Raw genomic sequence first — 14688 nt, forward strand, 5'->3', positions numbered from 1 at the left:
AGTTATTGTTGAGTGGTGATTTGTCTTATGTCTTATGTCTTATGTCAAACTCACTTCTAAAAGCCGAAACGCCCGATTTTTCGTTCTCACTCTTCCTTGTCTACTGGTCTACCTGTCTCCCTTGTCTTACCTCCACCCCAACTTAAAAAACCTACCCTTATGAGTACACCCCCACACCCCACACCCCACACCCTACACCCCACACCCCACACCCTACACCCGCTGTTATTTGGCATCTCCGGGTTTGTTCAAGGTCGCCAAATATTTACTCAGCGCCTCTCCTAACTCTTGTTCTGGGGTTTTCTTTTTCTCTGGCGGTTTTTTCTTCGGTGCAAAGCCGCCAAAGAACCACATCCAAAACAGGGCATACATGGCAATTATTACAAAACCAGACATCATAACAATAAATCCTAAAAGACACTCGTGAAACAAGTCTGCTGAAATTATTCGCGATAGAATAAATTCTATCCGGATAAAATTCAGCTAGTTAGCACCCTCTTTTAGCGATTTCAATACGATTTTATCCTCTATTATTTCAATAGTCTGGTTTTCCACCTGAATTTGGGGATTGAATCCAGTTCTTAAAACCTCAACATCAGGCGCTGTACCGGATTGAACGGTCATCACCACAATAAAACGATCGCGCCCTGTGGCTTGAATCCTTCCCCCTGTCTCACTGGGGATAAATTCTAGGTTCACATCAGAAGGTGTAATAAAGGTCCCCTGCATCGTCGCCCCCGATTCCGCCTCTAGGGTAAACTGTTGACCCTGAATCGTCACATTTTTCTGGGTATGCATAATCCAGGTTTGATCCGGTTCTGCGGCGTCAACCACTTGATCCACCAAGACAAACAACCCCGGTACACCGGATGCACCACTATAATCTACTGCGAGCGATCGCAACCAGTTATTGTGTTGTAAACTAACCATACCTGACCCATCGGCACTTGAGAGAAATCCCGTCAGTTTCGCCGTCTTTCCCGCCTGTTTTTCCGGTAACAACACCACATTTTCATCCCTCTGTGTCCCATCAGATGCCATTCCCGCCGTCGCCCAGCGCCCTCCTAAGCCCCAAATCCGGAAACTTCCCGCATCGGGAAATGACCAATGTCCACCTCTGGGTTTCTCTCGCTTGACAAAAATACTGGTGACAAAATCATTCTCATCTCGCCACTGATTGCGAAACACAAAAAACCCTTTTTGTTCATCCACCACTACCCGCCCCCATACGTCTGCGGGGTTCTGGGGGGTTACATCTTGAGGATATCCGGCGAAAATATACGCCGCTTCATGGGGTAATTCAATGCCAAAACTGTTATCCCCATTCCTCCCCCAATGACGGTTAAAGAACCAGATTACCCCTGGTAGCAGCCGTTCCGGGACTATCCCCAATCCGACTGCAAACATAGAACCCGTGGGGCTTAAGCGATGACGCCCATAGCTGGGAATCGCCACTTCCCCATCTTCACCCACCATCCGGGTTACATACTGGGGTAGAAACCAAGCCGCGTGCGATCGCGTGACCAAATCTTCCCCCAATACAGTCTGATACGCTTGTAAAAAGGGCATCACCGTGAGAAACCAGGGTTCGGTACTATAATGATCCCCCTCAGACCCAAAACCGCGATCGCCAATGCCAATGGTAAGATAGCGTTTAATATTTCGTTCTGCCACTTTCAGCCAACGCCACGTCTCTACATCCCCCTCCTCCAGTAGCGCCAACGCCGCTAACCCAGCCGCCCCTCGCGCCCTCGCATTCCAGTTACTCGCCGGGTTAGGATTCCAACCATCACCTTTTGTTCCCTTCACCAGCAGGGCGGTTTGAGTCGCTAACCAATCGGCTACCTGTTGTACCTGTTCCTCATTCCAAGCCGGATAACACAAATCATACGCCAACGCCACGCCTGCAACTACCGTGGAATGTTCCAGTAAACGGCGTCCGGGTTGGTTCATGGAATTGACGGTAATCTGCCAAGCGGTTGCAGCAGCGGCTTGATCCTGCTGGATGAGGGAGAGGAAGCAGTAACCAGCCGCGTGATAGCCCCCCGTTGGTACATAGCCATCATAATAGATGGGTTGATCAAGACTCCGTTGCAACTGTGCCAGAATCGCCTCACCCCTGGGCGTTTTAGCCTGTTGACGCAATTGGGGAAGTTGATCTGGGCGAAAAATTAACCGAGGATGTTCTTGGGGGCGCAGAGGACGATGATTTGCCACCGGTTTTGACCAATGGGGACGAATGATTCCCTGGACTTCTCCCTTGACAGGTTGGTCATTTACTGTTCCAGAATAAGTGCCAATCAGTTGATTATCATTATGTAAGCGCACTTGGATATCATAATCCCCTTGTCCGTCCAAAGATTGCCAAGGATCAGGATAAATTTGCATCTGCACATCCAGATTCCATAACCGTCCCCGTTGACTTGTCTGGAGAACTCCCTGATGATCCGCCTGATTGAACTTTGGCGCAAATCCCCACACCTCGCGATCGCACGTATTCGCATCACAGACTAAATCGAGGGTAATATCCTGATAAACGGGTTCCCCTTCCCAGGTTTTCCATACCCCACGTTTCAGGGTTAAACGGATATCCCCGGATAACATAGCTGGATCAATCATTTCTGCTGGGGAAGGATGAGAACCGCCTAGCCAGAAGAGAAATGACGCGGCGATTAAATAAAGGATTTTGTTATTCGTCATTGGTCATTGGTCATTGGTCATTGGTCATTGGTCATTGGTCATTGGTCATTGGTCATTGGTCATTTGTCATTTGTCATTTGTCATTCGTCATTCGTCATTGGTAAGGCGTCTGTAGGGGCGACCCGCTTGCATAAATTAACAACTCTCATCCACTCAATTGGATCGGGTCGCCCTCTCCTCAAACTGATGCTACACAAACGAGTTTCTCCTTTGGTTTCCCCCATGGAACAAAAGTGAAGCAACATCTGGTCTCCCCTATGGAACAAAAAGCGAAGCAACATCTGGTCTCCCCCTTTTGAAGGGGGACGGAAGGGGGATCTAATAGGGGGACGGGAGGGGGATCTAAAAGGAAAGAGGGGGATCTAAAAAGTGGAATACCAATGCTTGATAAAACCAGATAACCCTCTATCGTTGAGCATGAATATAGTCTACAAAATAGAATCGGGGTTCTAGCCAAACTTTCAGCCAAGTGAATCCAACCAAACCCAAAAATGCCATAACCATTAACGGTAAACCCAGACGCAAGCGCAACGCATCGGGAAGTAAAGCAACGCCAGAAACTGTTAACACAAAGCCCCCTAAAAGTACAACTTGTAAACGCTGCACCGTTTTCAAAGCGGTGCTACAGCTACGACAATGCTGGGTATGTTGTCGGTAACGATCCAGCACCTCCTGGCGGTTATCGTTGATAGAGATTGTATCTAAAGAATTTAGCCCCACCTGATTCCAGGGTAGAGTGCCTTGGCAGTATTTATCAAACCATTTACGAAACTCAATCACAAAGCGATCGGCACTGGTTAGCAATTTATAAGCCGTTTTCCAACTTTCCACTGATTGGCGTTGTTGGAGAAAACGTTCTTGTTGATGCAACAAAATCATATCCCCATCCAGTACCAGATTGCGGACGGTGATATGATTCCACCAGCGAGGGGTTAACCGCGATAATGTTTTGGCAAAATTACGAGGAAACTGAGCGACTATCCGCGATTTACCGGGAGCAACTGGGATACAGTAGGTTACCAATCCCACCTGCTTCCCTTTGTCGCCAAAACTAATAGCATATTCCAAATAGCAAGGTGGTTCAAATGTCATTTTTGTGTTAAAACGTCCGACAGTATTACCCTCAATTCGATTGGCAGTTGATTGGACAATTTCAATAGCAATGGGCTGGGCTTGATCCCGATTCCCCTGAACACCGTGATGGGCAAAAGGAACATGGCTAGGATCAGCAATATTTTCGACTAAGGTTTGCCAATCATAGTCTAAGTCACGCACCATCGAAGACCAAACAAACCCTTTACTGGCATCAACTTGAGGCGACAAGGGGCGAGGAGTAGCCGCCGCTAGTTCAGAAGAATTGGCATCGGGCCACACCCAAAGTAAATCGTTTTCCTGGCAACAGGGAAGGGTTTGTACACAGATATTATCTTGATTCTTGGTCACGAGTTGGGGATTTTCGGCTTGGGGAATCTGAGTACAGATGCCTTGAGAATTAAATTGCCAACCATGATAACTGCATACTAGGTTCCCTGTCTTTTCATCAACGCGCCCTTCGCTTAAGGGTGCTAACCGATGAGGACATTGATCGAGGAAAACACGATAGGTTGGTGAGGACGGCGGTTTCCAAATCACCAAGCGCAACCCCAAAAGGGTGACGGGAGTGGGTTGTTTGGGGTCGAGATCTTCAACCGGGGAGAGGGGATACCAATGTTGAAAGAAGTTAAATTCGCTTGACATAAGTGGGTTATCGTATAAAAAGGTAAAAAACAGAAGGCTTTAAGGTTTATGATATCTGCTTTTTACCCCATGTTAATAGGTCTGACTTGTCACGGCATGTGGCGCAACGCGAGTGTTGAATTGTGTAGGGGCGGGTTTCACTACTATCTTTTCGGTGACACCCGGATGTGACTAAACCCGCCCCGACTCAGGTTTCTTGCATTAATTAACAACCCTAGAAACAGGGCGGGTTTACAAAAGTTACCCGTTTTGGCTGACAGGTTATCGGTAAAACCCGCCCCTACAGACGGTCGGATTGCCCTCTCCTCAATTTTTACTTGACACTATAGCACGTCAGTGATATTACTTATGCCCGCCAATAGTTCTGCTATTCATAACCGATACAACTCTTATCCGGAAAACGTTCAGACGTAAATTAAAATTAACGAAACCTAAATTAGCTATCGATTTCTATAATTTTATAACATCCAGGAAAAAATTACTTGCACAAGCGAAAAAATTGAGATAGATCCTTCCTTAACTCTTACTCCCATGAAATCTGCTCAATGGTGCTTTAGCTGGTTGTTTCTAGTTGTGGGTTTAATGTTGGTGGCGAAGACAGCGCCGACTACGAACGCTGAACCGATTACCGCCGCCCCTGATGGTACGGGGACAGTGATTACACCAGAGGGGAATCAGTTTAATATTTCCGGGGGGAGTCTGGATGCAGATGAGGCGAATCTCTTCCACAGTTTTCAGGAATTTGGTTTAGATACAGGGCAAATTGCCAACTTTTTGGCGAATCCGCATTTGAGGAATATTTTGGGGCGAGTGGTTGGCGAAAATCCCTCGCTGATTAATGGGTTGATTCAGGTGACGGGAGGAACGCCGAATTTATATTTGATGAATCCAGCCGGGATTGTTTTTGGCACAAATGCTCAATTAAATGTTCCCGCTGATTTCATCGCCACAACCGCGACAGGGATTGGCTTTGGCGATAATCTTTGGTTCAATGCATTTGGGGATAATAATTATTTGCAATTGGTAGGAGATCCCAATCAATTTGCCTTTGATTTATCCCAATCGGGGACAATTATCAATGCTGGAAATTTAACCGTTTCTCCGGGACAGAATTTAACTCTATTAGGGGGAACCGTGATTAACACCGGGGAACTAACTGCACCAGGGGGACAGATTACAATTACGGCGGTTGAAGGGTCAAATCGGGTGAAGATTTCTCAATCGGGACAGTTACTGTCATTAGAGATTACTGCGCCTCGGAATCAAGACGGGGTATTATTACCAATCACGCCATTAGATGTCGCCGAGTTATTAACAGGTTCAGCGGACAAGGTAGAGACGGGGGTTGATGTTACCGCATCGGGAGAGGTACAGTTGGCGGATTCTCAGATAACTGTGCCAAAGGAAACAGGAGTTGCAATTATTTCTGGCACAATTGATGTTTCCACGATTGACGAAACCATTGGCGAAACCGTTGACGACACCGTTGACGACACCGTAGGGGCGCAAGGCTTTGCGCCCTCCTCCTCCTCACCCTCAATTGGCAATGAAATCAATGTTATTGGCAAAAAGGTAGGGTTACTTTCCGCCAATATTGACGCATCGAGTATCAATGGTGGCGGTACAGTGAGAATTGGTGGGGATTATCAAGGGGAAGGAACAATTCCCAATGCTGATATCACATTTGTTAGCGAAGATTCAACCATTAATGCAGATGCTTTAACCGATGGCGATGGGGGACAAATAATTGTTTGGGCAGATGAAGCCAGCCGATTTTATGGAACAATTACAGCACGAGGCGGTAGCGAAAGGGGTAATGGTGGCTTTACTGAAATATCGGGTAAACAGTATCTAGATTATGCGGGTACCGTTAATTTATCAGCGATGCAAGGTCAATTGGGTAGGTTACTCTTAGACCCCGAAAATATCACAGTTATCGCGGGTGGAAATACTCCCAATCAACTCGCCGCAAATGATGCATTTAATGATCCTGGAATAGATAACACGATTAACAATGGCACGATTAATGCTGCTGTGGCAAATGTAATTCTGCAAGCGACTGACACTATTACTTTTAATGCACCGATTAATATTAGTGCCAGCGGGGTCGGGCTTACTGCTCAAGCTAATAACGAGATTGTCGTTAATCAGAACATTAGAACGAATGGGGGTAATGTTACCCTTAATGCTGATTTCGATAACATCAATGGTGGTATTCTCGCCATCACCAATGCCACGATTGATACGGGAGGTGGAAATTTTATCGGCACTGGTAGAGGTAATGCTGCCTCTACTGCTGGCGTTACTATTAATAATAACAGTACCATTACCACTGGAGACGGTAGTATTAACATTACGGGTACGGGAGGTGGCGGTGGTGACAACAATTTCGGCATTCTTGTGAACGATGGTAGTGTAATAGAAACAACTGGAACAGGTGCGATTACTCTAAACGGAACGGGCGGAAAGGGTGCGAATTTTAATCTCGGAATAAACTTGTTGAGTAGTTCCAATATCTCTACAGAAAATGGAGATATCAGCTTAACAGGTACAGGTAGTGGAACTGGAGGAAGTAATACTGGGATTAGACTTCAAGATAACGTGTTAGTTAACTCCACTGGAACAGGCAATATTTTTCTCGAAGGTACTGGTGCAAATGGAATGGGTGGCAATCCAGGCATATTCGTTAACGATAACAGTACAGTCTCTTCGGTAAATGGTACTATCAACTTGACTGGCACTAGCGGTTCCGGAACTTCTGGTGTTACCAGCGACGGGATTACAATTTTAGACAGTGTGTTGGAATCAACTGGAATAGGGAATATTACTCTAAACGGTACTGCTAGTTCAGGAGAATTATTATCCGCCGGGATAGAAATACTGAGAAACTCTAGAATTTCTGTGGTAGATGGAAATATAAGCTTTACAGGACAAGGAGGTTTGGGATTTCGTGGCAACTATGGCATTGATATTAGCGGTGTGGTCGAAGCAACGGGACAAGGAAATATTACATTCAATGGTATCGGTGGTATAGGAACAAGTTCTAATTATGGCATCTATATAAAGGAAGCAGAAACGAGAATTTATTCGGTCGATGGAGATATCCGTTTTACAGGTATTGGTGGTAATGGTACTGGAGAAAGAAACTCTGGTATTGCAATCCAAGATAGCGCTGTAGTGGAATCAACGGGGACAGGGATAATTACTCTGACAGGCACAGGTGGAAACGGTACAGATGCCAACCATGGCATATTTATTACTACCAACAGCAGCATCAACTCAGCAAATGGAAATATAAACCTAACAGGTACGGGAAATGGCACTGGAGAGGACAATCACGGCATTGTTCTTTTCAATAATGTTTCCGTGCAATCAAACGGAACCGGAAATATTACCTTTACAGGCACAAGCAACGGAACTGATGAAAATGGTGATGGTATCCGGCTAGATAGCGATAGTCTAGTGGAAGCAACTGGAATTGGCAATGTTACCTTAACAGGTATTGGTGGGATGGCAAGTGGAAGTCAGGGGATAATTAGTAGAGGTATTATCAGGTCAGTCGATGGAAATATTAATCTGACGGGTACAGGTATTGGCATAGGTGACGAAAATTTCGGCATTTTGGTCACAGACGGTGGTGTAGTGGAATCGTTAGGAATAGGAACAATTAGTTTTAACGGAACAGGTGGAAACGGACAAAATATTAATGGCGGAATCAGGATTGTTGGGACAAATTCTCGCGTCTCTTCAGGTGATGGAGATATTAGTTTAACAGGTACTGGTGGTAATGGGACTGGACAAGAAAATCACGGTGTTTCGATTCAAGAGGGTGCTTTAGTTGAATCAACAGGAACAGGTGCGATTGAAATTACAGGTACAACTGACGCAACCAGTAATGGAGAATTCGGGAACGATGGCATTTCCATTGTCGCTGGCGGCGGCGTAGAATCTACCGGAACTGGAAACATTACCCTCCTGGGAACAGGTGGACAAGGAACGATGAATAATGAGGGTATTGTCATTATCGAAGAAAACTCCAGAGTTACGTCCATCAACGGTGATATTTTTCTCCAGGGAACCAGTCAGGGAACCGGAACAGGTCATTATGGAATTTGGGTGGGTGGGTTTAGTTTTTTGAGTGGCGGTGTTGTCCAATCAACAGGGACAGGTAATATTACTTTAGAAGGAATAGTTAACGGCGCTAGCAACACCAGCGAAGGAATTTTCTTAGGAGATGATGGTGGAATTACGGCTAGCGGATTGGGTAATATCAGCCTCACCGCTAATGAAATAAGACTAGGAACAATTCAAGGAAATAATCTGCTTCAAGTCCAACCCCTAGACGCCAATTTAGGCATGACGATTGGTAACACGATTAATGATACTCGCTTGAATCTCGATACTAATGAACTCAATGGTATCCAAAACGGATTTACTCAACTTATTATCGGACGCGACAATAATACTGGTGTAATCACCTTGGCGGGTGATGCGACATTTAATGACCCCGTTACCTTACAAGCCAACTCGATTAACCACACGGGCGGAACGTTATTCGGAGAGGACAACGCCACACTAACATTACTGGCAACCCAAGATATCACCACAGGCGATATTTTCAACCCCAGTCGAGACATTACTTTAACCAGCGATAACGGAACCGTTACTACAGGAAACCTCAATAGTTCTGGAAACAGCGGCGGTGATATTGTAATTCAAGCAGAACAGGCGATTACAACAGGCGACATTAATACCAGTGGCAGTATTGGTGATGGCGGTAATGTTACCTTAGACCCCAGGGGTGATATTCAGGTTAGCACGATTAATGCCCAAGGCGGGAGTAGTGGAAACGGCAGTGAGGTTGATATCACCACACAACAATTTTTCCGCGCTACGAACGATTTCACTGACCAAAATGGGAGTCTTACCAGTATCTCTACGGCTGGCGGAATTGCAGGTGGCGATATTACAATTCGTCACGGCGGCGGTTTACGGGGAACTCCGTTTGATGTGGGAGATGGAACGATTAATGGCACAAGTGCAGCGATTAGCAGTGGTGAGTTTACTATTTTTCCATTTGAATCGTTTCCGGGTAGTTTTACGTTGGGGAATATTCAGATTATTACCCGGACGATTACGGGAACTTGTCCACCCTATTGTTCCCAGACTGATGACTCTGAGGATATCACAAACGAGAGTGAGATAATCGCGAGTTCCCCGGTTTTCAATCCAGTGGCTGAAGCTGAAACGGCGTTTACGAGTCAATATGAGGAGTATTTGGGGTTAGGGGATACGCCAATTATTACCTTGGCACAAGCCCAAGCGACGTTACAACGAATTGAACGGGTGGCTGGGGTGAAACCTGCGCTGGTTTATGCCATGTTTGTGCCAACTAATGCATCAGTTAAGGGTGGGGATGTGAAGGGTTTAGGGAAACGCAGAGGAACGCAGAGGTTAGCGCAGAGGTTCGCAGAGGGGGATGACGGTTGGGTGGCGATGTCTGAGGAGGATTTGTTGTCTTTGGAGGGGGAACAATTGGAGTTGATTTTGGTGACGGCTGAGGGAGAAGTGATGCGATTTGCTGTGCCGGGGGCGACGCGAGAGAAGGTTTTGAATATGAGTCAACAATTGCGTCGCGCTGTGACGGATGTGCGGATTCCTCGTCCTTATCTTCCGGTGTCACAACAGCTTTATCAGTGGTTAATTGCGCCCCTAGAAGCAGAGTTGGCGAGTCGAGAGATTAATAATTTGGCGTTTGTTGTGGATGTGGGGTTGCGTTCGTTACCGATGGCGGTTTTGCATGATGGGAATGGGTTTATTTTGGAACGCTATAGTATTGGGTTGATGCCGAGTTTATCGCTGACAGATACGCGCTATGTGGATGTGAGGAATCTGGAGGTGTTGGCGATGGGGGCGTCTGAATTTACTGACCAAAATCCTTTACCGGCTGTCCCTGTGGAGTTGGCGACGATTGCTGATAAATTATGGCAGGGTGAATCCTTTCTAAATTCTACGTTTACTCCCCAAAGATTGAAAACAGTTCGCAATCGAACCCCGTTTGGTATACTCCACTTAGCCACCCACGGTGAGTTTAAATCCGGTAAACCAGAAAACTCGTATATCCAGTTTTGGGATACCAGACTATCCTTGAACCAAATTCGAGGATTGGGGTTAAGTAATCCCCCTGTAGAACTGATGGTATTAAGTGCCTGTCGCACAGCTTTAGGGGATAAAGAGGCGGAGTTAGGATTTACTGGGTTAGCGGTACAAGCGGGAGTAAAATCAGCCTTGGGAAGTCTCTGGTATGTTAGCGATGAAGCCACATTGGGGTTAATGACTACCTTTTATTCTCAGTTAAAAGAAGTCCCGATTAAAGCTGAAGCCTTGCGACAGGCACAGTTAGCGATGATTCGGGGTGAGGTGCGGGTAGAAAATGGTCAATTGGTGACTCCGAATCAGATTATTCCTTTACCGCCAAAGTTAGCTGATTTACCGGATAGAGAATTGACCCATCCTTATTATTGGAGTGCATTTACTTTAGTGGGGAGTCCATGGTAAAAATTAGGACAAGGCAGAGGGCAGAAGGAAGGTTGCAAGGTGAAAGGGAATGATATTACCGATGACGGAGGGTTTTGTTGGGAGGTTATCAGTGGGTATCAAGATGAAACGGCTAAACCCGCCCCTACAATTGACTTTTCACGATATGATGGAGGGCGGGTTTTGCTTAAAGGTTATCAGTGGGTATCACAATTAAACGGCTAAACCCGCCCCTACACTGTATCTACACTTGACAGATTACTATTACTTTTTTTTCAAGGCTTGCGCGATCGCACCTTCTAATTCTCGCTTACTCAACTCAGTAACAATAAACACTTCTTGAAACGTTTTACCAGAGCGAGCAATAATTTTATATCCACCGCGAATGGGTACAGACACTTTTAACTCTAAGCGAGGACGATGACTTCTCGCCCGTCCAATGACAGCCGGCGTAATCGTTTGAATCCCAGTATAGCTAGTGAGACGTTCTAGAACCGGAATCAACCCGGGTAAGTGAGTTGAGTGATTCCAAACCAGTCTACCGCCATTGGACTTACCCATGATATATTTTTGTCTATCTAAATTGCATGTCGATCAGTTTTGTGCAAAATCATTACCCCCTCTCCCAGACTAGGCATGCCTAGTCTCTACATAATTATGCCGCCTCCAGGGGAGCCATAGTTAATCCAGCCCGACTTAGCTGTTGGTGATAGAGTTCAGCTTGTTCCTGAGGACCAACCCAAACAATGGCTTGACCTTCAAAGTGAACCTGATTCGTCAGTTTCCAAGCGTAATCGCTGCTCATTCCGGGAATATACTTCACCAAGCAGTCATGGACATGCTGAAAGGTGTTGAAATCATCATCGAGAACAATCACCTTATAGTTGGGATAAGGCTTGCGGGTAACTTGACGCGATTTTTCAGGAGCTTGAGTTGGTGCAGCAGATGTCGCTGAACGAGCTGCTGAAATTACCACAGTCATAGGGCTTGTAACAAAATTCTGCTAAAAAAATTCACTAAGGTGTTCTCCCAGTTTACCCCAGTTTGGCATCAGTTACTCATAATTCATCACTTTCCCAGCAATTCTCATTTGGGAAATTCAACTGCTATTGGGCGGGATTTTTAGATCGAGTCCCTTGACCTACCAATTATGCGTGGCGATAGGAGAGGTGTTGGACGCCTCCATTCTTCCGGCGTCCCGCTATCCCTCCTCGGAACCTACTTGGTTGAGGTTCCGAGGACTCCCGCTCTCCTCGTTGAGAGAATTGATCCGCACATTAAAGACTAAGCGTGAAAAGTCCCCCTAGAAGGGGGAGGCTTGCGACCCATTATTTCCGGTCAGAAGGTGTGCGCGTGTAGTACCTCCATCACATCACATACATAGGCGATGCCCGAATAGTCGTCGAAAAACTTCGCTGCGACCTCATCCGAAATCTTCACGGCCATATCCCGATTGGGGGTGAGCACCTCGAACTTTACATTCGAGAAGTTTTCGCCAACGCTGGGTTGTCCCGACGAACGCACGTTGCGACTGCCTTTACCGCCAGCGTCCACCACCGTATAACCGGTAGCTCCGGCTTCATCGATGATCTTGCCGACCTTTTTCAGTAGCACCTTTTCCGTGACGATGACGAGCTTGCTGGCTTTCTGGGTCATGTGGTTTACCTCTTGATGCGTTCTGTTACGACAATTTAAGGCAAAACCATAAAGTTTTGCCTTGAACCATATCTTTAAGATTATGCCAAAGATCGGCGAATCCATTACCCTCTGTTGAGAAAGATTGACTCAGAGTAGCGGAAGCATTTTATAAAAAACACTTATCCTTTTGGCGCTATGACCACCATTCAACATCAGATTGCAGGGGGTACTAGGGACGAGGGCTCTGCCGTTTGCAGTACCGTCCTTGTGCGCCGATCGCGATCGCGAAAGAAAAAGGCTTGTTCACCAACTCCACAGATATAAGGGTTTTCTGAGACTAAAAGGAAAACTTATGATTTGAATTGGGCATTTCCATGCAAATTGGTGCAGATTTTAAGATAAACTTAAGCACATAGAGATTCGGGTCTTACATAGATCTTGATCTATGGGAGGTACTGCGGGACAGGTATTCGCATAATACCTGTGCTGTAGGGGTGTAGCGCTGCACCCCCGCTTTCTTCAACTTTTAACCAATTTCACTGATCACAATCACCACTCCCCCAGCCAAGGGAGGCGCAAGGAGGTATTCATGGCAAATTTCTCTCGCATGTCTCGTCAGAACTTTCTGTACACTGCCGGCGCTTCCGCAGCCGGCTCTATTGTAGTTCCAAGTAGAAACCAACAGCAACAACTGCCTGGGGATTGGAAATCTGGGGCTAACACAACGAAGTCCGTCTTCACGGACTCTAAAGATTTATGGAAATAAATTGGCATGACTCTATCTTTAAGATCTGATTAAGGAGGAATTACAAAGTGGATTTTTTGACCGAATTTTTGACCCGCTTCCTGGATAAGCTGCAGTCCCCGACACTCGGCTTTCTGATTGGTGGTATGGTCGTTGCCGCCGTCAATAGCCGACTGCAAATTCCAGATGCGATCTATAAGTTTATCGTCTTCATGCTGCTGATTAAAGTCGGTCTGAGCGGCGGCATTGCGATCCGCAATGCCAAACTGGCGGAGATGCTGCTGCCTGCTGTGTTCGCCGTGGTAATCGGGATCGTTGTCGTGTTCATCTCGCGCAATACGTTGGGTAGGCTGCCGGGCATCAGAACCGTGGATGCCATTGCCACCGGGGGATTGTTTGGTGCCGTGAGTGGCTCTACCCTCGCCGCCGGCATAACGATGCTGGAATCGGAAGGCATCCAATACGAGCCCTGGGCTGCCGCACTCTATCCCTTCATGGACATCCCAGCACTTGTAACGGCGATCGTCTTAGCCAGCATTTATATCGGCAAGCAAAAGTCTCTCAGCAAGCAAGAGTCTCTCAGTAAGCAGGAGTCTCTCAGCAAGCAGAGCGTTACCGCAGGCGGGTATCCCAGCGAGCCGGAGTATCCCACCACCAGGCAGGAGTATCGCAGCCAGCAGCCCATTACCGCAAGCGGATATCCCAGCGAGTCGGACGATACCGCAAGCAATCGAGTCAAAATATGGCCCATCGTGAAGGACAGCCTCCAGGGTTCTGCCCTATCGGCACTGCTGCTCGGTCTCGCTCTAGGCATACTAACCCAGCCGGACAGTGTCTATGAGAGCTTCTACAATCCCCTATTCCGCGGTCTGCTTTCGATCCTGATGCTGATCCTGGGTATGGAAGCCTGGGCAAGGATCGGCGAGCTGCGCAAGGTGGCTCAGTGGTACGCCGTATATGGCTTGGTGGCGCCGCTGCTGCATGGGCTCATTGGCTTCTTCTTCGGCTGGATTGCCCACCTCATCACGGGATTCAGCCCCGGCGGCGTCGTACTCCTGTCCGTCATCGCCGCCTCCAGTTCAGACATCTCAGGACCGCCCACTTTACGAGGCGGTATTCCCAAGGCAAATCCCTCTGCCTACATCGGCTCGTCCACAGCCGTCGGCACACCGATTGCGCTTGCCATTGGAATACCGCTCTTCATCGGGCTCGCCCAGGCAGTTATGGGGGGTAGCTGATTTCAGACGGGTCGCGGTCTGCCGGTGTTCCCCTAGCCCAGCGACCAACGCGGCGGCTAGGTCAAGGTCTGCGTCGTCTCCATTCAACAGCCG

At 47.2% G+C, this 14688-nt stretch carries 8 protein-coding genes; 2 read left to right on the forward strand and 6 right to left on the reverse strand.

Annotated elements, in window-relative coordinates:
* Positions 1–225: 225 nt before the first annotated feature.
* From RIE73_RS34235 to RIE73_RS34245, 3 genes are all read right to left on the reverse strand, one after another.
* On the reverse strand, positions 226–399 hold the full coding sequence (locus RIE73_RS34235) for a hypothetical protein (protein ID WP_446405413.1): 174 nt from the start codon (positions 397–399) through the stop codon (positions 226–228).
* Positions 400–483: 84 nt separating this feature from the next.
* Positions 484–2700: a hypothetical protein gene (locus RIE73_RS34240; RefSeq protein WP_446405414.1), complete on the reverse strand. Its 2217-nt coding sequence runs from the start codon at positions 2698–2700 to the stop codon at positions 484–486.
* Between the two features lie 405 nt (positions 2701–3105).
* Positions 3106–4437, reverse strand: a complete 1332-nt coding sequence (locus RIE73_RS34245; protein ID WP_446405415.1) for an aromatic ring-hydroxylating dioxygenase subunit alpha — start codon at positions 4435–4437, stop codon at positions 3106–3108.
* Positions 4438–4968: 531 nt separating this feature from the next.
* Between RIE73_RS34245 and RIE73_RS34250 the strand changes: the two genes are divergently transcribed.
* A complete protein-coding gene (locus RIE73_RS34250) occupies positions 4969–10995 on the forward strand; it encodes a CHAT domain-containing protein (RefSeq protein WP_446405416.1) in 6027 nt (2008 codons plus the stop codon).
* Positions 10996–11238: 243 nt separating this feature from the next.
* Here RIE73_RS34250 and RIE73_RS34255 read toward each other — a convergent pair whose 3' ends face one another.
* The 3 genes from RIE73_RS34255 to RIE73_RS34265 form a co-directional block, all read right to left on the reverse strand.
* Positions 11239–11535 (reverse strand): DUF2103 domain-containing protein, encoded by a 297-nt coding sequence (locus RIE73_RS34255; RefSeq protein WP_446405417.1) that lies wholly within the window; start codon positions 11533–11535, stop codon positions 11239–11241.
* Positions 11536–11629: 94 nt separating this feature from the next.
* Positions 11630–11956 (reverse strand): ATP-dependent Clp protease adapter ClpS, encoded by a 327-nt coding sequence (gene clpS / locus RIE73_RS34260; protein WP_006101197.1) that lies wholly within the window; start codon positions 11954–11956, stop codon positions 11630–11632.
* Positions 11957–12312: 356 nt separating this feature from the next.
* Positions 12313–12630 (reverse strand): P-II family nitrogen regulator, encoded by a 318-nt coding sequence (locus RIE73_RS34265; protein WP_446405418.1) that lies wholly within the window; start codon positions 12628–12630, stop codon positions 12313–12315.
* Between the two features lie 795 nt (positions 12631–13425).
* Between RIE73_RS34265 and RIE73_RS34270 the strand changes: the two genes are divergently transcribed.
* The gene (locus RIE73_RS34270) at positions 13426–14595 is read left to right on the forward strand and encodes a sodium-dependent bicarbonate transport family permease (RefSeq protein ID WP_446405419.1); all 1170 of its coding nucleotides are present in this window, start codon (positions 13426–13428) and stop codon (positions 14593–14595) included.
* Positions 14596–14688: the final 93 nt, after the last annotated feature.

This window comes from Coleofasciculus sp. C1-SOL-03, from assembly GCF_040220555.1.
Classification (GTDB): Bacteria; Cyanobacteriota; Cyanobacteriia; order Cyanobacteriales; family Coleofasciculaceae; genus Coleofasciculus.